The 24,908-nt window shown below is 71.7% G+C and carries 29 protein-coding genes; 11 read left to right on the top strand and 18 right to left on the bottom strand.

The features are described from left to right. Positions 1–214: 214 nt before the first annotated feature. From AB0903_RS13145 to AB0903_RS13135, 3 genes are all read right to left on the bottom strand, one after another. Complete coding sequence (locus AB0903_RS13145; RefSeq protein ID WP_366702056.1) at positions 215–628, bottom strand: helix-turn-helix transcriptional regulator; 414 nt, start codon at positions 626–628, stop codon at positions 215–217. 202 nt (positions 629–830) lie between these two features. Then, a complete protein-coding gene (locus tag AB0903_RS13140; protein WP_366702054.1) occupies positions 831–1,241 on the bottom strand; it encodes a VOC family protein in 411 nt (136 codons plus the stop codon). 284 nt (positions 1,242–1,525) lie between these two features. Then, a complete protein-coding gene (locus AB0903_RS13135; RefSeq protein WP_366702052.1) occupies positions 1,526–1,714 on the bottom strand; it encodes a hypothetical protein in 189 nt (62 codons plus the stop codon). 425 nt (positions 1,715–2,139) lie between these two features. Between AB0903_RS13135 and AB0903_RS13130 the strand changes: the two genes are divergently transcribed. The 6 genes from AB0903_RS13130 to AB0903_RS13105 all read left to right on the top strand — a co-directional run bounded on the left by AB0903_RS13130 (position 2,140) and on the right by AB0903_RS13105 (position 7,740). After that, positions 2,140–3,276: an MFS transporter gene (locus AB0903_RS13130; RefSeq protein WP_366702050.1), complete on the top strand. Its 1,137-nt coding sequence runs from the start codon at positions 2,140–2,142 to the stop codon at positions 3,274–3,276. Further along, on the top strand, positions 3,245–3,457 hold the full coding sequence (locus tag AB0903_RS13125) for a hypothetical protein (RefSeq protein WP_366702048.1): 213 nt from the start codon (positions 3,245–3,247) through the stop codon (positions 3,455–3,457). Before AB0903_RS13130 ends, AB0903_RS13125 begins: the two co-directional genes overlap by 32 nt. A gap of 401 nt (positions 3,458–3,858) precedes the next feature. After that, on the top strand, positions 3,859–5,463 hold the full coding sequence (locus AB0903_RS13120; protein ID WP_366702046.1) for a cellulase family glycosylhydrolase: 1,605 nt from the start codon (positions 3,859–3,861) through the stop codon (positions 5,461–5,463). 123 nt (positions 5,464–5,586) lie between these two features. Continuing rightward, positions 5,587–6,987: a dihydrolipoyl dehydrogenase gene (lpdA, locus tag AB0903_RS13115; protein ID WP_366702045.1), complete on the top strand. Its 1,401-nt coding sequence runs from the start codon at positions 5,587–5,589 to the stop codon at positions 6,985–6,987. A gap of 76 nt (positions 6,988–7,063) precedes the next feature. Next, the gene (locus AB0903_RS13110) at positions 7,064–7,357 is read left to right on the top strand and encodes a metalloregulator ArsR/SmtB family transcription factor (protein WP_366702043.1); all 294 of its coding nucleotides are present in this window, start codon (positions 7,064–7,066) and stop codon (positions 7,355–7,357) included. Next, positions 7,354–7,740: a VOC family protein gene (locus AB0903_RS13105; protein ID WP_366702041.1), complete on the top strand. Its 387-nt coding sequence runs from the start codon at positions 7,354–7,356 to the stop codon at positions 7,738–7,740. The genes AB0903_RS13110 and AB0903_RS13105 overlap by 4 nt, the downstream gene beginning before the upstream one ends. On the opposite strand, the gene AB0903_RS13100 is transcribed toward AB0903_RS13105, so the two are convergent. From AB0903_RS13100 to AB0903_RS13080, 5 genes are all read right to left on the bottom strand, one after another. Beyond that, positions 7,715–7,936 (bottom strand): hypothetical protein, encoded by a 222-nt coding sequence (locus AB0903_RS13100; RefSeq protein WP_366702039.1) that lies wholly within the window; start codon positions 7,934–7,936, stop codon positions 7,715–7,717. The genes AB0903_RS13105 and AB0903_RS13100 overlap by 26 nt on opposite strands. A gap of 88 nt (positions 7,937–8,024) precedes the next feature. Then, positions 8,025–9,134 carry an acyl-CoA dehydrogenase family protein gene (locus AB0903_RS13095; protein WP_366702037.1) on the bottom strand — a complete coding sequence of 370 codons (1,110 nt, stop codon included), beginning with the start codon at positions 9,132–9,134 and terminating at the stop codon, positions 8,025–8,027. A gap of 292 nt (positions 9,135–9,426) precedes the next feature. Further along, positions 9,427–10,467 (bottom strand): acyl-CoA dehydrogenase family protein, encoded by a 1,041-nt coding sequence (locus AB0903_RS13090; RefSeq protein ID WP_366702035.1) that lies wholly within the window; start codon positions 10,465–10,467, stop codon positions 9,427–9,429. Continuing rightward, the gene (locus AB0903_RS13085; protein WP_366702033.1) at positions 10,467–11,645 is read right to left on the bottom strand and encodes an acyl-CoA dehydrogenase family protein; all 1,179 of its coding nucleotides are present in this window, start codon (positions 11,643–11,645) and stop codon (positions 10,467–10,469) included. Before AB0903_RS13085 ends, AB0903_RS13090 begins: the two co-directional genes overlap by 1 nt. Then, positions 11,645–12,502, bottom strand: a complete 858-nt coding sequence (locus tag AB0903_RS13080) for an enoyl-CoA hydratase (RefSeq protein WP_366702031.1) — start codon at positions 12,500–12,502, stop codon at positions 11,645–11,647. Before AB0903_RS13080 ends, AB0903_RS13085 begins: the two co-directional genes overlap by 1 nt. A gap of 99 nt (positions 12,503–12,601) precedes the next feature. Here AB0903_RS13080 and AB0903_RS13075 point away from each other — a divergent pair, with 99 nt between their 5' ends. The 3 genes from AB0903_RS13075 to AB0903_RS13065 all read left to right on the top strand — a co-directional run bounded on the left by AB0903_RS13075 (position 12,602) and on the right by AB0903_RS13065 (position 16,196). Beyond that, the gene (locus tag AB0903_RS13075) at positions 12,602–13,795 is read left to right on the top strand and encodes an acyl-CoA dehydrogenase family protein (RefSeq protein ID WP_366702029.1); all 1,194 of its coding nucleotides are present in this window, start codon (positions 12,602–12,604) and stop codon (positions 13,793–13,795) included. After that, the gene (locus AB0903_RS13070) at positions 13,792–14,580 is read left to right on the top strand and encodes an SDR family oxidoreductase (protein WP_366702027.1); all 789 of its coding nucleotides are present in this window, start codon (positions 13,792–13,794) and stop codon (positions 14,578–14,580) included. The genes AB0903_RS13075 and AB0903_RS13070 overlap by 4 nt, the downstream gene beginning before the upstream one ends. 458 nt (positions 14,581–15,038) lie before the next feature. Next, complete coding sequence (locus AB0903_RS13065) at positions 15,039–16,196, top strand: acetyl-CoA C-acetyltransferase (RefSeq protein ID WP_366702025.1); 1,158 nt, start codon at positions 15,039–15,041, stop codon at positions 16,194–16,196. Between the two features lie 320 nt (positions 16,197–16,516). Here AB0903_RS13065 and AB0903_RS13060 read toward each other — a convergent pair whose 3' ends face one another. Genes AB0903_RS13060 through AB0903_RS13045 form a run of 4 tightly spaced genes read right to left on the bottom strand, consistent with a single transcriptional unit; the run spans position 16,517 to position 19,966 of the window. Then, a complete protein-coding gene (locus tag AB0903_RS13060) occupies positions 16,517–17,566 on the bottom strand; it encodes a nitronate monooxygenase (RefSeq protein ID WP_366702225.1) in 1,050 nt (349 codons plus the stop codon). A gap of 11 nt (positions 17,567–17,577) precedes the next feature. Beyond that, positions 17,578–18,354 carry a CoA-transferase gene (locus AB0903_RS13055; protein ID WP_366702023.1) on the bottom strand — a complete coding sequence of 259 codons (777 nt, stop codon included), beginning with the start codon at positions 18,352–18,354 and terminating at the stop codon, positions 17,578–17,580. Next, a complete protein-coding gene (locus AB0903_RS13050) occupies positions 18,351–19,214 on the bottom strand; it encodes a CoA-transferase (RefSeq protein WP_366702021.1) in 864 nt (287 codons plus the stop codon). Before AB0903_RS13050 ends, AB0903_RS13055 begins: the two co-directional genes overlap by 4 nt. Further along, positions 19,211–19,966 carry an enoyl-CoA hydratase family protein gene (locus tag AB0903_RS13045; protein ID WP_366702019.1) on the bottom strand — a complete coding sequence of 252 codons (756 nt, stop codon included), beginning with the start codon at positions 19,964–19,966 and terminating at the stop codon, positions 19,211–19,213. The genes AB0903_RS13050 and AB0903_RS13045 overlap by 4 nt, the downstream gene beginning before the upstream one ends. A gap of 77 nt (positions 19,967–20,043) precedes the next feature. On the opposite strand from AB0903_RS13045, the gene AB0903_RS13040 reads away from it, so the two are divergent. Both AB0903_RS13040 and AB0903_RS13035 read left to right on the top strand, forming a co-directional pair. Next, positions 20,044–20,820, top strand: a complete 777-nt coding sequence (locus tag AB0903_RS13040; protein WP_366702017.1) for an SDR family oxidoreductase — start codon at positions 20,044–20,046, stop codon at positions 20,818–20,820. Positions 20,821–20,929: 109 nt separating this feature from the next. Further along, positions 20,930–21,844 (top strand): SDR family oxidoreductase, encoded by a 915-nt coding sequence (locus AB0903_RS13035; protein ID WP_366702015.1) that lies wholly within the window; start codon positions 20,930–20,932, stop codon positions 21,842–21,844. 189 nt (positions 21,845–22,033) lie between these two features. Here AB0903_RS13035 and AB0903_RS13030 read toward each other — a convergent pair whose 3' ends face one another. From AB0903_RS13030 to AB0903_RS13005, 6 genes are all read right to left on the bottom strand, one after another. After that, positions 22,034–22,378, bottom strand: coding sequence for a hypothetical protein (locus AB0903_RS13030; RefSeq protein ID WP_366702013.1), 345 nt, complete (start codon positions 22,376–22,378; stop codon positions 22,034–22,036). A 45-nt stretch (positions 22,379–22,423) separates the two neighbouring features. Beyond that, a complete protein-coding gene (locus tag AB0903_RS13025; protein WP_366702011.1) occupies positions 22,424–22,603 on the bottom strand; it encodes a hypothetical protein in 180 nt (59 codons plus the stop codon). A 357-nt stretch (positions 22,604–22,960) separates the two neighbouring features. Further along, positions 22,961–23,851 carry a hypothetical protein gene (locus AB0903_RS13020; RefSeq protein ID WP_366702009.1) on the bottom strand — a complete coding sequence of 297 codons (891 nt, stop codon included), beginning with the start codon at positions 23,849–23,851 and terminating at the stop codon, positions 22,961–22,963. 105 nt (positions 23,852–23,956) lie between these two features. Continuing rightward, entirely contained in the window at positions 23,957–24,157 is a 201-nt protein-coding gene (locus tag AB0903_RS13015; RefSeq protein ID WP_366702223.1) for a transposase, read from the bottom strand. Next, positions 24,150–24,320, bottom strand: a complete 171-nt coding sequence (locus tag AB0903_RS13010) for a hypothetical protein (RefSeq protein ID WP_366702008.1) — start codon at positions 24,318–24,320, stop codon at positions 24,150–24,152. Before AB0903_RS13010 ends, AB0903_RS13015 begins: the two co-directional genes overlap by 8 nt. A 259-nt stretch (positions 24,321–24,579) precedes the next feature. Next, the gene (locus AB0903_RS13005; RefSeq protein ID WP_366702007.1) at positions 24,580–24,708 is read right to left on the bottom strand and encodes a hypothetical protein; all 129 of its coding nucleotides are present in this window, start codon (positions 24,706–24,708) and stop codon (positions 24,580–24,582) included. Positions 24,709–24,908: the final 200 nt, after the last annotated feature.

Genomic DNA, 24,908 nt, shown 5'->3' with positions numbered 1-24,908 from the left:
GGCGCCCGGCAGGCTGCCGCGACACGTCAGGGCGTGGGTTTTGGCGCCGCGGCCTTTGTGCGAAACCGTCCGGGTCGGTGAGTGGCCCGGCCGCTCCACCGATCGTGAGCCGGTGCGATGGGGTGCGATGGGGTGCGATCAGCACGGCCGGGAGAGATGCCGGCGTCCCCCGCCAGGGCACGGCGCCTGCGCAGGGCCGGCTGCATCGGTCTTGTCACCTGCTCGCCACACGGGGCGGCATCCGCGCCGCGGCGCCCGCTGTGCGGCGCCGGTAGGCACTGGGCGGCATCCCGACCAGCTCGGTGAAGCGCGTGCTGAAGGTGCCCAGCGACGAGCAGCCGACCGCGAAGCAGACCTCGGTGACGCCGAGGTCGCCACGGCGCAGCAGCGTCGTCGCGTGTTCCATGCGACGCGACATCAGGTAGGTGTAGGGCGATGCCCCGTAGGCGAGCCGGAACTGGCGGCTGAGGTGCCCGGCGGACATGTGCTCGCCGCGGGCGAGTGTCTCGACGTTCAGCGGCTGCGCGTACTCCCGGTCGATACGGTCGCGGACGCGTCGCAGTCGTGCGAGGTCGCCCATGCGCTGCGCGGCAGCGGCGCGTGCACGGCCCCATGAGGGGTGACACATGATCGAACTCCCTGTCCTTCGGTGTCCGTTCCGGCGATCGGCGAGCATCCGGGCATGCCGGGGCGGGCGGCACGGTACTCGGCCGTGACGGCCTGCCTCCGGAGTCACCGACGCGGCCGTGTTTCTCACGGTCGTCGCGACGCAGCTCCCGCAGGCTGCCGCGGCGTCTGCCGTCACGGCCGGATCGATGACCGGCTACGGCTCAGCGAAGCTCCTGGATGCGGACAAGGTTGCCCGCGGGATCGCGGAAGGCGCAGTCGCGGATGCCGTACGGCTGCTCGGTCGGTTCCTGGACGACCTCGGCGTCGCCTGCCTGCACCTTCTCGAACGTGCCGTCGAGGTCCCGGGTGGCCAGCAGGATCCAGCCGTACGTGCCCTTGGCCATCATCTCGATGATGGTGCGGCGCTCGTCCTCGGTGATCCCCGGGTCGGCCGCCGGCGGCGCCAGGAGGATGGAGGTGCCGGGCTGTCCGACGGGGCCGACCGTGATCCAGCGCATCTTGCCCTGTCCGACGTCGCTGCGGACCTCGAAGCCGAGGATGTCGCGATAGAAGGCCAGGGACGCGTCCGGGTCGTCATGCGGAAGGAAGCTCGTGTGAATGGTGATGTCCATGGCGATCATGCTAGGTGCGGCCGAGTGAGCGGCGCTTCTCGATTCCTGACCGGTCCGGCCACCGGTGTCATTCCGCACCGGGCGTGGCCGGGATGCCCAGGACGTCGGCCGTGACGGTCGCCGCCGGCGTGCGGTCCGCACGGCTCCGGAAGGCTCCGGACGACGTGTTCGGCGCGGGCCGGCGCGTCGGTGACCTCGACGGTGGCGACACCGGTGGGCCGGGGCACGTAGGCGGAGGCAGGGCAACTTCGATCGCTCCCTGCCTGACCTGCCCGGCGAGCTCTTCACCGGCGCCCACGCGGGCCGAGGCGCGCGTGCGGGTACTGCTGGTGGAGGTCACGCAGAGTGCTCGGGATGTCGACCGCGGCGACGCCGGGGACCAGGCCCACGGCGAGTCGTCCGCGGACCGGCCTCCGGCTGGGGCGACCTCGGTCACCGCGGTGCTCGGCGCCCTCGTGCTCGGTCTGACCCACGAGCCGATCCAGCACGCGGGGTTCGCACTCTCACTCGCCGCGATCGCGGCGGGGCAGCTTGTCGCCCCACCCGCCCCGGCGACCGGGTTCCGGCCTGGTGACATGACGTGGCCGATCCGCTTCAGGCTGCCGATGAGCGCCGAGCCTGGCGGCGGGCCTCAAGAGGTCTCGCCGGAGCAGTGCGACGGCGACGGAAGGGAGCCTGGCGTGCCGAAGCGATGTGCGATGGCCTTTCCCGCCACATGATGATGAGCAGACACCCGGTGGTCGGTGGTCGGTGATCGGCGGCCGGCCGGAGGCTCCACAGCATCGGTGGAGCGTTGACGGCCTTCGCGACCGGGAGCGAGGGCCCCCGCCGGTCCGGAGCGTCGGTGGGTGCGGAAGCGATGAGGAGGGCGAATCGTGACGCTGCCGGTCAGAGGCCGATGAGCTCGCGGCCCGCATCCGAGGGCCGGCTGTCCGGGGCCCGGTCCGGGGCGGTATACGTCCTGCTGCTGGCGCTGGGTGCGCTGGACGCGGCCGGGTACAGCTTGATCGCGCCCGTCCTGCCGACGCTTGCCTCACTGACCGGTGGCGGCGCGACCGCGATGGGGATGTTGGTGGCCACATTCCCGCTGGGGATGGTCGCCGGGTTTGCCGTGGGCGGTGCGGCGGTTCAGCGCACTACTCCGGCAAAGGTCATTCTGGCCGGACTGCTGCTGATCTGCGCAGGCTGCCTCGGATTCGTCTTCCGTACCGGCCTGGTCGACCTCTGCCTGGCCCGGCTCGTCATGGGGCTGGGCTCCGGATGCCTGTGGCTCGGTATCACCTTCGCCACCCTCGCAGCCTGGCCTGGTCGGGAATACGTGTGCATGAGCCGGGTCTTCGCCGCCTACTCCGTGGGTGGCCTGCTCGGCCCACTGCTGGGAGCGATCCACGGGGTCCGCGGTCCCTTCGCCGCCTACCTGCTGCTTACCGCGGCCGCCGTGATTCCGCTGCTGGTGCTGCGACTGCCCGCCCGCACCGGGGCGTTCACCACCGACCGCAGTGCGCTGCGCTCACGCGACTTCCGAGCGGCGGCCGCCGGCATCGCCTTCGCCGTGCTGGGCCTCGGCATGGTCGAGGGGGTCCTCCCGTTGCACTTCGGCACGAAGCTCGGCCAGTCCCAGATCGCACTGCTGTACGCGGCGACCTCGGTCGTCGTCGCCACGGTCGCTGTTCTTGCCGCCCGGCTGCGTCCTCGGAGGGCGCTGCTGGGGTCCACGGTCCTGATGGTCGTCGGTTTCACCGCGGCCGGAGCCGGCTCGGCGGTGCCGGTGTGGATCGGGGCGCTGGTCCTGGTGGGAGCCGGTATCGGCATGGCAAACACCGGGTCGATCGGCGTGCTGCTCGAGGCGGTACCGGCCGAGCGGATCGTCACCGCGATGGTCCTGTGGTCACAGATCGGGATCCTGGGCTATCTGCTCGCACCGGTCCTCGGCGGCCCGCTTGCCGATGCCCACGGCTACGCGGCCGTCGCGGGCCTCGTGGCCCTGGCGGCCGTGATGGTCGTTGCCGAGCTCGGTCCCCGCGGCCGGACATGACGATGCCGGACATGACGACGCCGGACACTGGATCTGCCTGGACAGCTACGGCACCCCCTACAACAAGGGCGCGTCCGTGGTGGAGTTCGTCCCGGACGCACCCGGCCGCATCCGCTTCGTGGGCCTCGCCCGGCCGACGGGCCGGCCCACACCCGCGAACTGCACCGCGAGCCGCGCCTGACAGGTCACGGCGGCCGGACGTCCGAGGAGGGCCGGCCGCCGCGGCGAGCGGGCCATGCCACGCGGCATCGCGCGCCCGCGTGCCCCAAAGCCGGGTTCCCCAGTTGATCGGAGCCCGTGATCGGGTCTGTCCACGTGTGCGATGCCTTGACGTGCCCCTGACGCCATGGCTTCATGGGAGCGCTCCCATAGCCCGATGTCCAGGCCCGATGTCCATGTTTCCCCACCCCCACTCCTGGAGACATAGTGAGACCAGCAAGAAGCACGAGAGGAACGAGAAGCACGGCAGGAACGAGAAGCACGAGAGGAACGAGAACCACGACGAGAAGCACCGCGCGAGGCACCACAGAACGACTCCCCGCACCGAGCACCTCCGTTGTCGCCCTGCTGGCCGGACTCGCCGTGGTCCTCGGGCTGTTCCTGCCCGGCCCCCTCGGCGCGACCGCCGCGCAGGCGCAGCCGTCCGATGTCCATGCCGCCCCCGGACTCCACGTCAGCGACGGCCGACTGCTCGAAGGCAACGGCAACGACTTCGTCATGCGCGGCGTCAACCACGCCCACACCTGGTACCGGGGCGAAACGCAATCACTCGCCGACATCAAGGCGCTGGGCGCCAACACCGTACGGGTCGTCCTCTCCGACGGGCACCGCTGGACCGAGAACAGCCCCGCGGACGTGGCGGCCGTCGTCGCGGACTGCAAGGCCAACCGGCTGATCTGCGTACTCGAGGTGCACGACACCACCGGCTACGGCGAAGAGCCTGCGGCCGGCACGCTCGACCACGCGGCCGACTACTGGATCGGTCTGCGCGAGGTGCTCGCCGGCGAAGAGGACTACGTCGTCGTCAACATCGGCAACGAGCCCTGGGGCAACACCGATCCGGCGGGCTGGACCGAGCCCACGACCGCCGCGGTCAAGAAGCTCCGCGACGCAGGCTTCCAGCACACGATCATGGTGGACGCACCGAACTGGGGTCAGGACTGGCAAGGGGTCATGCGTGCCAACGCCAGGACCGTGTACGACGCCGACCCCACCGGGAATCTGATCTTCTCGATCCACATGTACAGCGTGTTCGACACGGCCCAGGAGATCACCGACTACCTGACCGCGTTCGTCGACGCCCGACTGCCCATCCTCATCGGTGAGTTCGGCGGACCCGCCGACCAGTGGGGCGACCCGGACGAGGACACCGTGATGGCCGCCGCCGAGCAGCTCCGCCTCGGCTACCTCGCCTGGTCCTGGAGTGGCAACACCGACCCGGTCCTGGACCTGGCGATCGGTTTCGATCCGAGCCGCCTCAGCTCCTGGGGCGAGCGCATCTTCCACGGTGCGAATGGAATCTCCGAGACCTCCCGTGAGGCCACCGTCTACGGCGGCGATCCGGGCGACACCCGGGCGCCGACCGCGCCGGGCGCCCCGACCGCCTCCGCCGTGACCGCCGACGCGGCCACCCTGGCATGGCCCGCCGCCACCGACGACGTCGGCGTCACCGGATACGACGTCGTCAGCGTCAGCGGCGGCTTGGAGACCAAGGTCGCCGTGTCCTCCTCCACCACGGCCACGGTGACCGGCCTCACCGCCGGCACCGCGTACACCTTCGCCGTCTACGCCCGCGACGCGGCCGGGAACCGCTCGGTCCGTTCGGCAACGGTGAGCGTCACCACCGACGAGGACGGCACCCCCGGCGCGGGCTGCTCCATCGGGTACCGCGTCGTCAACGATTGGCCGGGCGGCTTCCAGGGCGAGATCGCCGTGCGCAACACCGGCGCTGCCGCCATCAACGACTGGACACTGGTCTTCCGCTTCGCCGACGGCCAGAGCATCGCCAACATGTGGGGCGGAACCCCGGCGCAGGACGGCGGCGCGGTGAGCGTCACCCCCGCCTCGTACACCTCCGTCATCGCCGCGGGCGGTTCGGTGACCCTCGGCTTCACCGCCACCAAGGGCGGCGCCAACTCCGCGCCGACCGCCTTCACGCTCGACGGGACCGCTTGCCCCACCGCGTGACCTGGCGGTACGCCCACCGCAGGGCCCGCACGCCCTCGGCTGCAGAGCTGAACGACCCGTTCCGACCGGGCCGGGTCGCTCAGCCTCCGCCGCTCGCGAGGCTGGCCCCTCTACTCTGTTGGTATGAGTGCACACTTCGATGTGGTGGTTCTCGGGGCGGGACCTGGTGGCTACACGGCGGCGGTCCGCTGCGCCCAACTCGGCATGTCCGTCGCGGTGGTGGAGGAGCGGTACTGGGGCGGGGTGTGCCTCAATGTGGGGTGCATTCCCTCGAAGGCGCTGCTGCGCAACGCCGAGTTGGCCGATCTGTTCACCCATGAGGCGAAGACCTTCGGGATCCGCGTGGAGGGCCAGGTCTCTTTCGACTACGGGGAAGCGTTCCTGCGCAGCCGGAAGGTGGCCGACGGGCGCGTCCGTGGCGTGCACTACCTCATGAAGAAGAACGGCATCACCGAGATCGAAGGAACGGGTGTCTTCACCGATGCCCACACCATGCGGGTCCGGGCCTCCGACGGCTCGGAGCAGAGCATCGATTTCGACCACTGCATCCTGGCCACCGGAGCCACCACGCGGCTGCTGCCGGGCACGAGCCTGAGCGAGCGGGTCGTGACGTACGAGGAGCAGATCCTCAGCGACCGGCTGCCGGAGAGCATCGTCATCGCCGGTGCGGGCGCCATCGGCGTCGAGTTCGCGTACGTGCTGCACAACTACGGCGTGCAGGTGACTCTGGTCGAGTTCATGGACCGGGTCGTTCCGCTGGAGGACGAGGACGTCTCCGCCGAACTGGCCCGCCGCTACCGCAAACTGGGCATCAACGTGCTGACGTCCACGCGGGTCGAGGCGATCAACGACTCGGGCCCGCAGGTGAGTGTCCATGTGACGACGGGCGGGCAGCGCCAGGTCCTCGAAGCCGACAAGGTGCTGCAGGCCATCGGCTTCCAGCCGCGGGTGACCGGCTACGGTTTGGAGGCCACCGGTGTACGGCTGACCGACCGCGGAGCGGTCGACGTCGATGCGCGCTGCCGGACCAACGTTCCTCACATCTTCGCGATCGGCGACGTCACCGCACGGCTCATGCTGGCGCACGCGGCCGAGGCCATGGGTGTCGTCGCCGCCGAGACCATCGCGGACGCGGAGACGATGGAACTCGACTACACCATGATTCCCCGCGCCACCTACTGCCAGCCCCAGATCGCCAGCTTCGGCTGGACCGAGGCGCAGGCGCGTGAGCGCGGTTTCGACGTACAGGTGCAGAAGTTCCCCTTCACCGCCAACGGGAAGGCCCACGGACTCGGTGATCCCACCGGCTTCGTGAAGATCCTCAGCGACGGCCGGCACGGAGAGCTGCTGGGGGCCCATCTCATCGGTCCGGAGGTCACCGAACTGCTGCCGGAGCTGACGCTGGCGCAGCAGTGGGACCTGACGGTGCACGAGGTCGCCCGCAACGTGCACGCGCACCCGACACTCGGCGAGGCGGTGAAGGAAGCGATCCACGGGCTCGCCGGTCACATGATCAACATGTAGCGGTGTCCGTGACCCGGCGGGGGCGCGCCGGCGCCCCGACTTGATAGGCAAGTCGCTACTTGCCTATCGTGTGGTTGTGGCTGATGATGTCTTCAAGGCGCTGGCCGATCCCACCCGCAGACGTATCCTCGACGAGCTCTGCGAGCGGGACGAGCAGTCCCTGTTCGAACTCTGCGCCAGGCTGCTGAGCAAACACGGTCTGGGGCTGTCGCGGCAGGCGGTCAGCCAGCATCTCGCCGTACTGGAATCCGCAGGTCTGGTGCGGACGCGGCGCGAGGGCCGCTACAAGTTCCACGACCTGAACACGGAACCGCTCGAGCGCATCGTCACCCGGTGGCTCAGGCCGGACACGCCGGAGAGCACCCCATGAGAATCCATCTGACCAGCATTCACGTCGACGACCAGGACAAGGCCCTACGCTTCTACACGGACGTACTGGGCTTCGTGAAGAAGGCAGAGGTCCCGCTCGGCGAGCACCGCTGGCTGACCGTGACCTCGCCCGAGAACCCCGACGGCACGGAGCTGGTGCTCGAACCGGACGATCACCCGGCCGTCAGGCCGTACAAGACAGGACTTGCCGAGGACGGCATCCCCGTGACGTCCTTCGCCGTGGACGATGTGCACGCGGAGTTCGACCGCCCGCGTGGGCTGGGCGTGCGGTTCACCCAGGAGCCGGTGGACATGGGCCCGGTCACCACCGCGGTCCTGGACGACACCTGCGGCAACCTCATCCAGATCGCCCACACCAACTGACGGCTCCGGGCCTGCGGTTGTATCTGTCGCCCCACCGGATCCGGTCGGCAAGGGACTCCTGCACCACGGCGCGTGCGCCCTCGGCGCCGGAACCCGCGGTGGCGCCGGTACGCGCGGTGGTGCCGGTACGCGCGGTGGTGCCGGTACGCGCGGTGGTGCCGGTACGCGCCATGGCGACATGCGACGTGGCGGACATGGCGCTCTCCTCTCGGCCGCGGCCGGTTTCCCGGCGGGGTTTCGGCGTCGATGAGCTCGTCCTTCCCGGGAACGTGGTGAACGGTCCATCACGCCCGCCGTGATGGTGCTGATGAACGGCCGGGATCCGGTCCGGTCAGCCCGAGGTCCTCGCCGAGCCGGCTCCTGTGCCACGCCGGTGAGCCGAACAGCTGGGCCGAGCCGTGTGCGCGTTTGAAGTAGCGCTGGGCATCGTGCTCCCAGGTGAAGCCGATGCCGCCGTGCAGTTGGATGGTTTCGCCCGCCACCGCCGAAAACGCCTCCGAGCAGGCGGATTTGGCGACTGCCGCGCATCGCGTCAACTCCGGTGAGCCGGCGGCGGCTGCGAAAGCCGCGCCGAGCGCGGCCGACCGCGCCGCCTCCACCCGCACGTATGCGTCCGCCATCCGGTGCTTGAGCGCCTGGAAGGAGCCGATCGGCCGGCCGAACTGGATGCGCTCCTTGGCGTAGGCAACCGTGAGCTCAAGGCAGCGCTCGGCCGCCCCGGCCTGCTCGGCGGCGAGCGCCGTGCAGGCCAGGTCCAGTACGCGCCGCAGAACACGGTCCCCGTCGCCCTCCGAGCCGATGAGGCGGCCCTCGGCCCCGTCGAGCACGATGCGGGCCTGCGCCCGGGTCTGGTCCATGGTGACCGCCGCGACGCGGCGCACGCCGGCGCCGTCGACGGGCACCTGGAACAGGGAGACACCGACCGGTGCTCGGGCCGCCACGAGCAGCACATCGGCCGCTGCTCCGTGCAGCACGAACTCCTTGGCCCCGGTGAGCCGCCAGGTGCCACCCGGGCCACGGGCGGCGCCCGCCCGGATAGCCGCCGGGTCCCAGGAACCGCGTTCGGCCCACGCAAGGGCCCCCACCGTACGGCCCTCGGCGAGTTCCGGCAGCAGTCGCGCGCATGCCCCCGCGTCCCCGGAGGAGAGCAGGGCCTGCACCGCGAGCACCGCGGAGCCGAGATAGGGCACGGGGCTCAGGCTCCGGCCCAACTCCTCCATGACGACGTGGACTTCGCGCGCACCACAGCCCGCGCCGCCGTACTCCTCGGGGACGGAGAGTCCGGCGACGCCGATCCGGTCGGTCAACGGCAGCCAGGCCGCCGCGCCTTCGTGCCGTGCGAGCGATGCCCGCACGGCGGAGCGCAGTTCCTTCTGTTCTTGCGTCGGTTTCACCTGCTCCGGCTCCCTTCTGTACCGTTCGTCCGGGCTGCCGTGCTCTCGCGAGCATCCGGCCTTCTTCCCGGGGGCGCAGTCGTCCGCCGGGTCGTCCGCCGGATCGCGGCCGCGGGTATCGGCTGTCCGCCGGATCGCGGCCGCGGGTATCGGTCGTCCGCCGGGTCGTGGCGGCGGGTGTCGGTCGTCCGCCGGATCACCGGCCCACCGAGAACAGCGACCGTCACGAGCGCGGTGCTCGAGAAGCCGTCCGCGGCGGAGCGCAGGCGGCCGCCCATCAGCGGCGACACCGTCACCAGGCTGCTTCCTTTGCACCGGGCCCGGTTCGCCGGCAGGGGCGGCGCCGTGATGCCAGCACGCGGGTGCGGCAGGCGGCCGGTGTGCCCCAGGCGGAGCGCAGCGCGCGGGCCTTGCGGATCCACAGGGAGAGGTCGAGCTCATCGGTGTAGCCGAGGGCGCCGTGGACCTGCAGGGCGGTCCGGGCAGCGGCACAGGCCGCCTCGCACGCCGTGACCTTCGCCGCCGCGATGTCGCGGCCGGACGCCGGATCCTGCGCGGCCAGGGCCACGCCCGCGGCCTGGACCAGGGGCTGGGCGAACTCCAGGGCGATCAACGTGTCGGCCAGCCGGTGCTTCACCGCCTGGAACGAGCCGATCGCCACCCCGAACTGGGTGCGCCGCCGGGCGTATTCGACGGTCCGGGCGAGCAGGGCGCGGCCCAGACCGAGGGCCTGGGCCGCCGTCACCAGCGCCGCGACGTCGGCGGCGTGCACGGCTGCGGCGGCCACCTCCGGCCCCCGGGCCAGGACGGTGCCGCCGAGCGGCCGGGCCAGCCGGCGCGCCGGGTCGGCGGACGACTGGACGGGCCCGGCCGCCCCTGCCAGGCGTACGGCGGTGCCTTCCACGACGAAGACCGCGTCGGCGGCGTGGGCGTCCAAGGCGTAGGGGCTGTCGCCGGAGAGCAGGCAGAGTGAGGCGGCCGTCTTGCCGGACGCGATGCCCGGCAGCCACGCGGCGGCCGCCGTGTCGTCTCCCAGGCGGTCGAGGAATGCCGCCACGGCCACTGTCTCCACCAGCGGGCCCGGCACCGCGTGGCGGCCCATTTCCGTGAAGGCGACGACGAGTTCGACGGGAAGCGGGCCGACACCGTCGTACCGCTGCGGTACGGCGAGGGCGAAGACGCCGGCCTCGGCCAGCTTCGCCCACACGCCGCGGCCGGGCGCGGTGTCCCCGGCAGCCCAGGCCCGTACGACGGCAGGGGTACCGGCCACCGCGAGCATGCCGTCCAGGGAGCGGGCGAACGCCTGCTGCTCGTCGTCCGGGAGGAACCGCATCACCGGCGCCCCTTCGGCAGGCCGAGCAGCCGCTCGGCGATGATGTCGCGCTGGATCTCGTTGGTGCCGGCGTAGAGAGGGCCGGCGAGGGAGAAGGTGTACCCCTCGGCCCAGCTGCCGTGTGCGGGCGCCTCTGCGGCCGTGTCCGACAGTTCGCCGTACGGGCCCAGCAGGTCCAGTGCGGTTTCGTGCAGGGCGATGTCCAGCTCGGACCAGAAGACCTTGTTGAGGCTCGACTCGGCGCCGATCGCCCCTCCGGCGGCGATCCGGGAGGCGACCGCGTAGGTGTAGAGCCGGTAAGCGCGGGCGCCGATGACCGCATCGGCGACCCTGTCGCGCAGAGCGGTGTCACCGGGGTCGGCGCCGGAGCGCCACAGAACCGTCAGACGGTCGGCCGCCGCGGTGAACCGTCCGGGGCTGCGCAGGGTCAGCCCGCGCTCGTTGCCCGCCGTGCTCATCGCGATCCGCCAGCCTTGTCCCGGCTCGCCGATCACGTCCTGGTCGGGGACGAAGACGTTGTCGAGGAAGAGTTCGGCGAAGGCGGGCTTGCCGTCGAGCCGGCCGACGGGCCGCACGGTCACCCCGTCCGCGTCCAGCGGGAACATGAGGTACGTCAGGCCGCGGTGGGGCTTGGCCGCGTTGGTGTCGGCGCGGTCACTCCGGAAGAGGCCGAACGCGCGGTCGGCGAAGGCCGCCCGGGACGACCAGGTCTTCTGCCCGCTCAAGAGCCAGCCGCCGTCCGTCCGTACGGCCGTGGAGCGCAGGCTTGCGAGGTCCGAGCCGGATTCCGGCTCGGACCATGCCTGGGCCCAGATCACTTCGCCGCTCGCCATCGGCGGGAGGACCCGGGCCAGTTGCCCGGCCGTGCCGTGCTCCAAGAGGGTGGGGGCCAGGAGGTTGATGCCGTTCTGGCCGACACGGCCGGGTGCGCCGGCGGCGTAGTACTCCTCCTCGAAGATCAGCCACTGGATGATCGAGGCGCCCCGCCCGCCGTACTCCTCGGGCCAGGAGACCACCGACCACCGGTCCGCGGAGAGTGTGCGCTCCCACTCACGGTGGGCTGCGAAGCCCTCTGCGGTTTCCAGGGAGGGCAGGGGCGCGGCCGGGACACGGTCGGCGAGCCAGGTCCGGGCCTCGGCGCGGAACGCCTCCTCCTCGGCGGTGAAGTCGAGGTCCATCAGGCGGAGTCCTCCTTCATGGCGCGGACGTCCATGCCGCCGAGCGGGTCCTGCGCGGTCTCGGCGTTGTGCGCGTGCGCCAGGTGGTGCAGCCCGAAGACCGAGTCCATTCCGGCGTGCATTCCCTGAAGGTCCTCGGCCTGGTTGACGGCCCGCTTGGTCAGTGCCAGTCCCAGGCGCGGCATGTCGGCGATCCGGGCCGCCAACTCCATCGTCCGCTGGGACAGTTCGGCGCGGGGCACGACCCGGTTGACCATCCCGACCTCGTACGCGCGCCGCGCGCTCATCCGGTCACCGGTGTAGAGGAACTCCTTGGCGATGCGCGGCGGCATCACCCACGGGTGGGCGAAGTACTCCACGCCGGGGATGCCCATACGTACCACCGGGTCGGCGAAGAAGGCGTCCTCTGAGGCGACGATCAGGTCGCAGATCCAGGCCAGCATCAGCCCGCCCGCGATGCAGGCGCCCTGCACGGAGGCGATCACCGGTTTGGGCAGTTCGCGCCAGCGGCGGCACATGCCCAGGTAGACCTCCGACTCGCGGGCGTAGCGGCTCTCCGCTCCCCGCTTGTCCGAGTGGTCCCACCACAGGCCCGCCTTGCGGTCGAACGGCAGATGGGCGTCGCGCTCCGGCGTGCCGATGTCGTGGCCGGCCGAGAAGTGCTTCCCCGCTCCGGCGAGGACCACGACCTTCACGTCGTTGTCGTCGGCCGCGCGGTAGAGGGCGCGGTCCAGGGCGTAGGTCATCGCGGAGTTCTGGGCGTTTCGGTAGTCGGGCCGGTCCATGGTGACCACGGCGACGGTGCCGTGGCGCTCGTATCGGACCGGCCCGGCGGCTGCGGCGTGGCCGGCGGGCATCCGCGCTCCTTCCCTAACAAGTGTTTGGTAGGTTAACGTACGGGTCCTGCGCCGTCGAGAAGCCGAGTCGCCCGTTCGCCGAGCCGTCCGGAGCCGCCCATGAGCAGCGTCGAGGAGTTCCGCGCCGAGGCCCGCGGCTGGCTGCGAGCCAACCTCACGGGGGAGTTCGCCACCCTGCGCGGTCGCGGCGGACCGGGCCGGGAGCACGAGGCGTTCGCCGAACGCCTCGCCTGGGAGCGGCACATGGCCGCCGCGTGCTGGACGTGCGTCGGCTGGCCGAAGGAGTACGGCGGCCGCGGCGCCACCATCGATCAGCAGGTGGCCTTCCACGAGGAGTACGCCCTCGCGAACGCCCCCGCCCGCGTCAACCACATCGGGGAGCAGCTGCTCGGCCCGACCCTGATCGCCTTCGGTACACCCGGACAGTGCGAGCGCTTCCTCCCGCGGATCATCGCGGTCCGGGAGCTGTGGTGCCAGGGGTACAGCGAGCCGGACGCCGGGTCGGACCTGGCAGGCGTACGGACACGGGCCGAACTCGACGGCGATGAGTGGGTGGTCACCGGCCAGAAGACCTGGACGTCACTCGCGCACGAGTCCGACTGGTGTTTCGTCGTCGCCCGCACCGGGCCGGGCGTCCCTCCAGGCGAGCGAGGGGGAGGCGCCGCCCGCCACCAGAGCCTGTCCTGTCTGCTGGTGCCGCTGGACCAGCCCGGTGTGGAAGTGCGGCCGATCACGCAGCTGACCGGCACCTGCGAGTTCAACGAGGTCTTCTTCGACGGCGCCCGCACCCCGGCGGCGAACCTCGTCGGAGCGCCGGGCGAGGGCTGGAGGGTCGCCATGGCCACGCTCGGATTCGAGCGTGGTGTGTCCACCCTCGGCCAGCAGGTCGGCTTCCGGCGCGAGCTGGAGGCCGTCATCGAGCTGGCCAAGCGCAACGGCGCGGCCGGGGACCCGCTGATCCGCGACCGGATCTCCCAGGCGTGGATCGGCCTCGAGATCATCCGGGGCAACGCGCTGCGGATGCTCGACGGCGTCGCGGCCGGCGCACCGGGCCCCGAGGCGTCCATCGGCAAGATCTTCTGGGCCACCTGGCACCGGGAGCTGGGCGAGCTGGCCATGGACGTCTGCGGCGCCGACGGAATGCTCGCGTCCGGCGAGCCCTACGACCTCGACGACTTCCAGCGGCTGTTCCTCTTCTCCCGCTCCGACACCATCTACGCCGGATCGAACGAGATCCAGCGCAACATCATCGCCGAGCGCGTACTCGGCCTGCCCAGAGAGGTTCGCCCATGACCTCGGTCCCGCCGCCGTACGTGCCCGGCCACCGCCTGCTCGCCGGCCGTACCGCCGTCGTCACCGCCGCAGCGGGTGCGGGGATCGGCGGCGCGACCAGCAGGCGACTCCTGGAGGAGGGGGCGAGCGTCGTCGTCTCCGACGCGCACGCCCGCAGACTGAAGCAGTCAGAGGCGGAACTCGCCGCCGAGTTCGGTGCGGACCGCGTGACGTCGCTGCCCTGCGACGTGACCGACGAGACCCAGGTCACGGCACTCTTCGACCTGGCGGAGCAGCGGCACGGACACCTCGACATCGTGGTCAACAACGCCGGACTCGGCGGGACGGCCGATGTCGTCGACATGCCCGACGAGCAGTGGGACAAGGTCCTCGACGTCACCTTGACCGGCACCTTCCGCTGCACCCGCGCCGCTCTGCGCCGCATGAAGGCCGCCGGCGGCGGAGGCGTCATCGTGAACAACGCCTCGGTGATCGGCTGGCGGGCGCAGAAGGGCCAGTCGCACTACGCCGCCGCCAAGGCCGGTGTCATGGCGCTCACGCGCTGCGCCGCGCTGGAGGCCGCCGCGTACGGCGTCCGCGTCAACGCCGTCTCGCCCAGCCTCGCCATGCATCCGCACCTGGTGAAGGTCACCACCCCCGCGCTGTTGGAGGAGCTGACCTCCCGCGAGGCGTTCGGCCGCTACGCCGAGCCGTGGGAGGTCGCCAATGTCATCGTGTTTCTGGCCAGTGGCTACTCCTCGTACCTGACCGGGGAGATCCTGTCCGTCAGCAGCCAGCACGCGTGAGGCGAGAACGGCAGTGCGGTGAGCAGCAGCAGGACGACCGCGACAAGGGCGTCGCCCGAGCGGCGCCGGGACTCGTCGCCACAGCGGCCGAGGTGTTCGACGCCACGGGTACGACGCGCACCACCGTCCGCGCGATCGCGGATGCGGCGGGGACGCGCGCAGAAGGAGCCAGAACACGTCCGGACCCGGCCGCGCGGGCAGGCCATCTCGCCGGCTCACAGCAGAGGGGCGAGACGGCGTGGCTCGGGGCCTCGGACGGGCAAGTGGCCGCCGGGGCCTTCCGCGCCGGCCCCGACACCGGCTCACCCACCGCTGCGTGCGCGACGCCGCACGGGGTGCCGCGTCCTGGTACCGGCCGAAGGAGCGGCCCGGCTCGCAGGGGGTCACTCGCCAGTACCCGTCGGCGCTGGAAGGGATCGCCCTGCGCGCGTGACACTGACATCGGAGAAGGAGTGGCCATGGCTGAGGCATACATCGTGGAAGCGGTCCGTACCCCCGCAGGGAGGCGGAACGGCGCGCTCTCCGGCGTCCACCCGGCCGACCTCGGGGCACACGTGCTCAAGGAGCTGATGGCGCGCTCGGGCGCCGACCCGGCGGCCGTCGAGGACGTCGTCTTCGGCTGCCTGGACACCGTCGGCCCCCAGGCCGGTGACATAGCCCGCACCTGCTGGCTGGCCGCCGGACTGCCGGAGGAAGTACCCGGTGTGACAGTGGACCGACAGTGCGGCTCCTCCCAGCAGGCCGTGCACTTCGCCGCGCAGGCGGTGCTGTCCGGCACCGGCGACCTCGTGGTCGCGGGCGGCACCCAGAACATGTCGCAGGTGCCGATCGCCTTCGCGAGCCGCCGGGCCGCCGAGCCGCTCGGCCTGACAGAGGGCCCGTACGCCGGCTCGGAGGGCTGGCGGGCCCGCTACGGCGGCCGGCCGGTCGACCAGTTCCACGGCGCCGAGCTGATCGCGCGGAAGTGGGACATCTCCCGCCGGGAGATGGAGGAGTTCGCGCTGCGCTCGCACCAGCGGGCGATCCGCGCCGCCGACGAGGGCCGTTTCGCCCGCGAGCTGGTCGCCTACGGCGATGTCACCCTCGACGAGGGCCCGCGCCGCGACACCACCCTGGAGAAGATGGCGGGCCTGAAACCGCTGGTCGACGGCGGCCGGCTGACCGCCGCAGTCTCCTCGCAGGTGTCCGACGGTGCCTCCGCGATGCTGCTCGCGAGCGAGCGTGCCGTACGGGAGCACGGGCTGACGCCGCGTGCCCGCATCCACCACCTCTCGGTGCGCGGCGAGGACCCGATCCGTATGCTGTCCGCGCCGATCCCGGCCACGGCGTACGCACTGAAGAGGGCCGGGATGACGCTCGACGACATCGACCTGGTCGAGATCAACGAGGCGTTCGCATCCGTGGTGCTGGCGTGGCTGAAGGAGACCGGGGCGGACCCTTCGAGGGTCAACGTCAACGGCGGAGCCATCGCCCTGGGCCACCCGCTCGGTGCCACCGGCACCAAGCTGATGACGACCCTGCTGCACGAACTGGAGCGCACGGGCGGCCGCTACGGACTCCAGACGATGTGCGAGGGCGGCGGCCAGGCGAACGTCACGATCATCGAGCGGCTGTAGCCGGACGGACACCGCCATGCGCGCGGTGGCCGTACGTCTCCGTGCGCGCGGTGGCGGTACGTCACCCTGCGCACGGCGGCCGTGCGTCCCCGTGCGCTCGGTGGCCGTGCATCCCGCCGGTCTCGTCTCCATCGACGAGGCCGTGGCGGCGGGCGGCGGCCTGCACCGTGGCGTAGGCCGCGGCACACAGGGGAGGGGAGACCGGCCGAGGACGACGGCGGAAGGCGCCCTTCCCGTCGCACGGCAGACGTGAACGGCACGCAGGGGATCGACGCCGACCACGTGCGGACCTTCCCCGCAGTGGAGCGGAACGCAGCCCTTCAGCCCGCGAGGGCCAGCGAGCGAAGGGTGGCGTGCGCCTCGGCCATCACCCGGTCGACGAGTTCGGCGCAGGACGGCAGATCGTCGATCAGTCCCGCGACCTGGCCGGCGGCCATCACACCGAGGTCGGTGCGGCCCTCGACCATCGCGGCCTTCAGCAGCATCGGAGTGTTTGCGGCCAGCAGTACCTGGCTCCAGGTCAGTTCCTTGCCGTGCTTCATCGCCAGCCCGTCCCGGACCATCCCGGCCCAGCTCATGCCGCTCTCGCGACGGAGGGCGGCGGCGTGGCGGACCGCCCGGAGCAGTTGGGCGGCCCGGCCCGAGCGTTCCAGCGCGTCGACCAGCTCGGTGCGGAGCATCCGGTGAGGCAGACCGTCCACCCTGGTGGTGACGGTGACGTCCTTGACCGCCGCAGACAGGTATGCGGCCTTGACCGCGTCGGGGACGGTGCTGTCGGAGGTGAGAAGAAAGCGGGTGCCCATGGCGATTCCGGCGGCGCCGTAGGCGAGCGCGGCGACCAGACCGCGCCCGTCGTGGAAGCCGCCCGCCGCGATGACCGGGATGTCGACGGCGTCCACGACCTGGGAGAGCAGAACGGTGGTGGCGACGTCGCCGGTGTGCCCCCCGCCCTCGCCCCCCTGCACCACCACCGCGTCGGCGCCCCACGCGGCGACCTTCTCCGCGTGCCGCCTGGCACCGATGGACGGGATGACGACGACCCCGGCGTCCTTCAGGCGGGCGACCAGCTCCCGGGAGGGTGCGAGCGCGAACGAGGCGACCTTCACGCCCTCGTCGACGATGATCCGTACACGCTCGGCCGCGTCCCCGGCGTCCGCCCGCAGATTGACCCCGAACGGCGCGTCCGTACGGGACCTGACCTCACGCACGGCCGAGTGGAGCTGGTCCGTGGTCATGGTGGCGGAGGCGAGTATCCCGAGCGCACCGGCACGGGCGGCCGCCGAGACCAGGCGCGGGCCGGCCACCCAGCCCATGCCGGTCTGCACGATGGGGTGCCGGACACCGACCAGCTCGGTGAGCGCGGTGTTGATCGTGCCTCCGCTCATACGGCCGGCACCTCGCGGTCGCGCAGCGCCTTCGGGTCGATGACCTCCCGGATCAGTCTCAGCTCCTCGATTTCGGGCACGCGGGTGTGCGGGACGTCGTCGGGGACGGTGAGAGCGAAGCCGGTGGCGCCCAGGACCTGCTCGACCGTGACGCCGGGATGCAGCGAGCGCAGCCGCATCGTCCCGTCCGGGGTCTGGAAGTCGAACACGCCCAGGTCGGTGATGACGTCCGGGATGTGGTGGTAGCGGGTGGCGGAGGGCCCGGCCGCGGCGGCACGGTCGTAGCCGACCCCGGACACCATGTCGACCCGTTCGACGAAGACCCGCGGCGAGTGCTTGGGAACCCAGTAACTCGTGGGGTTGTTGAGGGTGTTGGCGGGGGCACCGCGCACGCCCAGCAACTGCCGCTCGGGCCGGGCCCACCCGCCGATGCAGGAGATGTTCTGGTTGCCGTGCCGGTCGAGCTGGCTCGCGCCCATCATCACGTGGCGCCGCCCGGTGGCGACCAGGGCAAGGTGCTGCCGGTACGGCAGCCAGCCCTCCACCACCCGCGCACTGGCGCCCACCGCCGGCACGTCGCCGATGAGCAGCGCTTCGCCGTCAGTCAGCAACAGGTCGGGGGAGAAGGTGAGCTTCGCCAGCCGGGCGCCGATCATGGGGACGGTGCCCATCGGACTGGCCAGCACCTCGCCCGCGCCACGCCATGCCTCGGAGCACGCCACCACGCAGTACTCGGCCCGCGTCGCCGTGGCCTCCCTCGTACCGCCGCTCATGTCTCCTCCTCGTGGAACGCCGCCACCGCGGCCTGGTAGGCGTCCTCGTCGCCCGACAGGAACCGCTCCCCGAAGGCCCGCCAGGCATCCGGATCGCGAGCCGCCCGGGCGTAGGCGCGCTGGAACGCCTCGTCGCGGTCGTGGTCGGGGACGCAGGACGTGAAGTGCGCGCCGTTCGGTGCCTCGACGACGCCGTTCACGAACGCGCGCTTGACCAGCAGGGACTGCGGTCCGCAGTCCTTCAGCAGGTCGGCCGTCTCCACGATCCGCTCGCACGAGACGTACGCCGCGTCGGCGGCCTCGCAGAACAGGTCGTCGAAGTACGGGTCCGGGCCCAGGTACTGGGCGTTGCCCTGCGCGTCGGCCCGGTTGAGGTGGACGAGCGCGGCGTCCAGGCGCAGGGCGGGGACCGCGACCAGCTCCTCGGCGTCCTCGTACGGGGAAGTGACCGTGCGCAGCGACGGGTTGACGCTCATCACGTCCGAGCCCAGACCGGCCCGGACCGGCATGAACGGCAGCCGTTGGGCGGCGGCCGTCAGGCCCCACATGACCATGGCCTCGTCCAGCTCCACCATCTCGAACGCGGCGCGCTGCCGGGCCGCCCCGAAGTTCGGCTCGAGGGGGACGGAGTCGAGTGTGGCGAACGCCGCGACCAGCTTGCGGATCCTCCCGGCGGCGGCGAGCAGGCCGACATCGGGGCCGCCGTACGAGACGACCGTCAGATCGGTGAGGTCCGAGCGCAGCAGTGCGCGTACCAGCGCCATCGGCTTGCGCCGCGAGCCCCAGCCACCGATGCCGATCGTCATCCCGCTCTCGAGGCGGTCGACCACCGCCGCGGCGGTCATCGTCTTGTTGCTCACCGCCGCTCCTCCTTGGACGACACGAACGCGTCGCGGTGCTTGTCGGCGACGCCGCTGAGGCCGGCCTCGAAGGTGAAGCCCTGCTCGAAGCGGTAGCTGCGGCGGACGTCCACCGGGTCGATACCGTTGATCGCGGCCTTGGCGAGGCGGATCAGACAGCCGTCCTTGGCGGCGATCTCCCGCGCCAGCTCCAGCGCGGCGTCGTGGAGGTGCTCGCGGGGGACGACCCGCCACACCGAGCCGTGCCGGTGCAGCTCCCGGGCCGTGGCGGTGCGCGAGGTGTAGTACAGGGCCCGCATCAGATGTTGGGGAACCAGTCGGGCGAGGTGGGTTGCCGCGCCGAGCGCCCCCCGGTCCAGCTCGGGCAGTCCGAAGGTCGCGTCGTCGGCGGCGACGATGGCGTCGGCGTTGCCGACGAGGCCGATGCCTCCGCCCAGGCAGAAGCCGTGGACGGCGGCGACGACCGGCACCTCGCAGTCGTAGACCGCGGCGAACGCCTCGTAGCAGCCGCGGTTGGCACCGATCAGGGCGTGGTGCCCGGTCGTGCGCTGTATTTCCTTGATGTCCACACCGGCGTTGAAACCGCGGCCCGCGGCGGTGAGCACCACGCAGCGCACGTTCGGGTCGGCCCCGGCGGCGCGTACCGCGGCGGCCAGGTCGTACCACCCCTGTACGGGCAGGGCGTTGACCGGCGGGAAGTCCACGGTGACGACGGCGAGGCCCTCTTGCGGGGCGGAGGTGGAGACACCCATCAGCGGATCAGCTACCTTTCCACCAAACGTTTGTTAGGTGAAGGTAGCAGTGGATCCCCCGCTGCGGGAGGTGTCAGTTGGCAGCGATCACCGATCTCTCCGGTTCCGTCGCCGTCGTCACCGGCGGAACCAGAGGCATCGGCGCGGGGATCGCCCGCGCCCTGCTCGAAGCCGGTGCACAGGTCGTCATCTGCGCGCGACGGGCTCCGGAGCAACCCGTCGAGGCGGCCGGGCGCACGGCCCGCTTCCTTCCGGCCGACCTCCGCGACCCGGCAGCGGTCGGTGGACTGTTCCAACGGGTGCGGAGCGACCACGGGCGGCTCGACACCCTGGTCAACAACGCCGGCGGGACGCCCTTCCGGATGCTCGACGAGTGCGGGGCCGAACGCCACGCCCGGGTCGTCGAGCTGAACCTCGTCGCGCCGCTGACCGCCTCACTCGCCGCGTACGAGGTGATGCGCCATCAGAGCCGAGGCGGATCGATCGTGATGGTCGGCAGCGTCAGCGGAACCCGCCCGTCCCCGGGGACCGCGGCGTACGGAGCCGCCAAGGCGGGCCTGGAGAACCTCGCCCGCACCATGGCCGTGGAATGGGCGCCCCGGGTACGGGTCAACACGCTCGTCCTCGGCATGGTCCGTACCGAACTGTCCCACCTGCACTACGGAGACGAGGACGGCATCGCCGCCGTCGGCCGGACCGTGCCGCTCGGCCGGCTCGCCGACCCTGCCGACATCGGCGACGCCTGCGTCTTCCTCGCCTCCGCCCGCGCCGCGTACATCAGCGGTGCCGCCCTGCACGTCCACGGCGGAGGGGAGCGCCCCGCCTTCCTCGACGCCGCAAACGTCAACGACTGACCGCCCGGCAGGGGAGCGGCGCGCGCCCGCGCCCGCAACCGTCGTCGAGCCCTCGGCAGCCGTCCCGGGCGGCCGCCGGCCGGCATCCGCTCACCGAAAGGAAACAGCCATGACCACGAAAATCTGCACCGGACGCGTCGTCGTCGTCACCGGGGCCGGTCGCGGGCTGGGCCGCGCGCACGCCCTCGCTTTCGCGGCCGAGGGAGCGAAGGTCGTCGTCAACGACCTCGGCGTCGGCCTCGACGGCACGGGACGCACCTCCGGCCCCGCCGAGGAGGTCGCCGACGAGATCCGCAGGCTCGGCGGGGAGGCGGTCTCCCATGGCGGGGACATCACCACCGCCGACGGCGCGGCCTCGCTCATCTCCACCGCGGTGGACATCTTCGGCCGCCTCGACACCCTGGTCAACAACGCCGGATTCCTGCGCGACCGCATGCTCGTCAATCTCGAAGAGGACGACTGGGACGCCGTCATGCGCGTCCACCTCAAAGGGCACTTCCTGCCGCTCAGGCACGCCGCCGCGCACTGGCGAGCCGAGGCGAAGGCAGGCCGTACGCCCCAGGCCCGTGTGATCAACACCAGCTCCGGGGCCGGCCTGCTCGGCAGCGTCGGCCAGGGCAACTACGCCGCGGCCAAGGCCGGGATCGTCGGCCTGACGCTCGTCGCCTCGGCGGAGATGGCGCGCTACGGCATCCAGGTCAACGCGATCGCCCCGGCCGCCCGTACCCGGATGACCGAGCAGACCTTCGCCGACACCATGGCCGCCCCCGAGGACGGCGCGTTCGACGCCATGGCCCCGGAGAACGTGTCCCCTCTCGTCGTCTGGCTGGGCTCCGGCGCCTGCGCCGGCGTGACGGGTCGGGTCTTCGAGACGGAGGCCGGAAGGATCACCGTCATGGAGGGCTGGCGGCCGGGTCCCACCGCGGACAAGGGCGCCCGCTGGACCCCGGTTGAGGCGGGCGAGGCGGCCCTCAAGCTGCTGGCCGGCGCCGAGACCCCCCAGCCGGTGTACGGGGCCCGCTAGGGCGCGTATCGAGTCGTGATCAATCGGCGGGCTTCCCTCTCGTTGATCTTCGTTTGGTAGATCGTCCGGCGTGGGTGGTGCCTGTGCTCGCACCGGCGGGAATACGCTCTCGCGGTGGCCGGTTGCAGCGGAACATGCACCATCCTCAGGAGCCGCCCAGCGGTATACACCCACTGCTTGCCGGGCGCTTCAGCCCCTACCGGTTCGATCCGTCGGAGGTTGTCGACGACCACGCCCTCGGGATGCTGCTGGAGGCCGCACGTCGCTGCAGCGCCTCGAACGACAGCTGATCCCCGACCACACGATCAACTCGCCGTCCAGTACCAGGCCGTCGGGCAGACCGGCGGCGGCCCGGACCAGGTCGGGGAACCGGCCCTGGATCAGCGCCCCGCGCCGCGACTGGATCAGCACCGGGCCCGGCCTGGGGCAGGGAGTGAACAGCAGCACCCCGTAGCCGTCCCATTTCGGCTGGAAGAGCAGGTGGCCGGGGAGCGCGCTGGGCGGCGGCAGGCTGGTGCGGGCCTGGGCCGGCATCGGCTCCATCGGCGGGCGCAGCACCACCGCGCTCGCCCCGCAGGCTCAGTGGGCGGGGATTTTCAGTGTCCAGCCGCTGCCGCTGCAACCGTCCTGCAGCGGGGGGAAGCGGTGCCCCTTCACGTCGGTGCTGCACTGGTGCTTCTGCCCGCAGTCGCACTCGTAGATCCCCGACTCGGGCACGACCTCGCCGGGATGATAGACCTGCTCACCGGTGTCACTCATACGTTCCGGTCTACGGCCATCCACACCCTCCCGCGACCCGAGACCGTCGAACAGCACGCCCCCACCGCCAGCGTCACTCGCGGTCAGCCGGCGCTGCCGGGCGGCTGCTCGTGGTGGTGCTTGAGCGCGTCCCGGGCCGCGGGAACGTCCGCAGCCGCGAGGGTGCCCCAGGAGCCGTGTGTGGCCGCGAGGTGACGCTCCCTGGCCTGAGCCGCCCGATCTCAGCCGCATCGTCGGGATCCCAGCCGGGCGAGGCCGGCCGGGACGACTTCCGTGCATGAACGCCCTCTCAGGACTCGTCGTGCCGGCCGGTGGCCCGGTGTAGTCGGCTGTGCCGGGTCCGGACCGTGGCAGCTGTCAGGTCTCTGTTCCGGGGGTTACGGGGGCCGGGTGCGGGTTCGGTTGCTGGGGTCCGTGGTCGGGAATGGTTGCTGCGGTCTGTCGTTCACAGGCTTCCGGCCCGGTGGGAGCGGTGCGGTGGTACGGTCGGCCCCGGCGCCCCCGGTTGCGTTGGTGGCGGGTGCGCCTCCGGCCGGCCCGCAGCCGGGCCGCGCTCTCCGGGTCCCGCGCGGCCAGTTCGGCGAGCGCCGGGTGCAGGTCCGTCCGGGCCAGCCGATCGGCAAGGGGGTCGCGCCGTGCCGTGTCGCGCGACCGGCCGTACCGGCTGAGCCAGGCGATCTGTGCGAGCAGCGCCAGGCCGGTGGCGGCGGCCGTCGCCCACTGGGCCGGCCCCCGGGGGCGGGCGTCCACCAGCGCGGCCCAGGAGAACAGCATCTCCCCCATGAGCAGCAACACTCCGGCGACGACCAGGCCGTCCGAGGGGGCCCACGACGGGGACGGCAGTCGGGTCCGGCAGTCCGCGTGGAAGTCCTCCCGGGCGGCGCCGAAGGCGGTGTCGAAGAGCGCGATGCGGCCCCAAAGGGCGGGCGCGGTGCGACGGCGCACCGCGGTGAGCAGGGCATCCGGCAGCGGGTGCCCTGCGGTGCGCGTGGGATCTGCGCCGGCCGCGGTCAGGCTCAGGTTGCCGCGATGGTTGACGGTGATCAGTCCGTCGAGCAGCAGCCGGGCAGCGGCGGCCTGGGCGTCGTCCTCGGGCCATGGGCGGCTGGCGGCGGCGTGGTAGGGATCGACATCGAGCGCGGCGTAGCGCTCGGCCGCGGCCCGGTGGCGTCGGCGGCGCAGGCCGAACAGCCCATACAGCACCGCTGTGATGGGCAGCACGACGCCGGCGAGGCCAATGGGGTCCACACGCCGAGCATAGGGGAGCGGGGCTGGGGCATCCGGTGTGGGGTCCGGCGGGGGCTGTGTAGCGAACGGCCCTGTCTCGCATTCGGTGGTGACGGAGCGTGTTGTTTATCCGAGGAGGATGCGGTGGCGAAGGAGGGTGAAGCCTGCGCGTCCATGCATCAGGCGCGCGATGCGCTTGGTTTTGGTGTTGACACCCTCCGTGGGGCCGTTGCTGTACGGAAGCGTGAGAGCTGCGTCCACGGCCTCGCGGTCTCGTTCCAGGCTTCGGGCGAAGGCATGCAGGTGGGACAGGTCGGCGTTACGGATCCGGGTGGCCCAGCGCGTCGGCGTTGTCGGCGTGAGGTGAGAGAAGCGGGGCGAAGTCGCGGATGCCTGAGGCTAGTTGGGCCATCTCGGTGCAGGCGCCGGCGAGTTTGTCCAGGAGTTCGTGATTCTCGGCCTTGAGGCTGTCGGGCTTGGTCAGCAACATCCGGGCGAGTCTGCGCGGGGAGATGTGGCTGCGGTCGGCGTCCGCTCGGCCTTGATTGATGTACTTGTGCAGGAGGTTGAGGCAGCCGGTGAAGCCGAGAGCCTTGATCTCCTCGAAGAGGTGCTGGACGGGGACGGCGGGGTCATCGGCCCGACGTCTGCGCAGGTGCTCGCGGTAGGGGTCGACGAGGCTCGCGCGGTATTGGGGACGCGGAGCATGCGCTCGGGCCGGTCGGCTCGGGCATAGCGTTTGACGGTGTTCAGGGCGAGTTGCAGGCGGCGGGCGCATTCGAGCAGGCCCACACCCTTTCGAGCAGGCCGTGCACCTGGTGCCAGCGTTCCAGGGTGGTCTGGGCGCGGGGCCCGCCGTAGATGGGCGCGTCCAGCACTGCGGCCCAGAGATTCGATCCTCGACCTCTCAAGAACCGGCCCAAATCCCCAGACGCTTGAGCCGACGCTGCCGGAGCCGCTCTCCAGCCGCTGTCAGAGGGCGTTTACTGACTTCGGCTCGTTAGGGTGACGCTGGATCGTCGAGGGCCAGGCCGGTTCCGGCTATGAAGCCGTCGAGGGTGTCCGGCCGGTACTGAAG

Source organism: Streptomyces sp. NPDC048389, assembly GCF_040706335.1.
Lineage (GTDB): Bacteria > Actinomycetota > Actinomycetes > Streptomycetales > Streptomycetaceae > Streptomyces.
The sequence above is the reverse complement of the archived record's forward strand: the minus strand, read 5'-3'. Positions and strand labels throughout refer to the sequence as shown.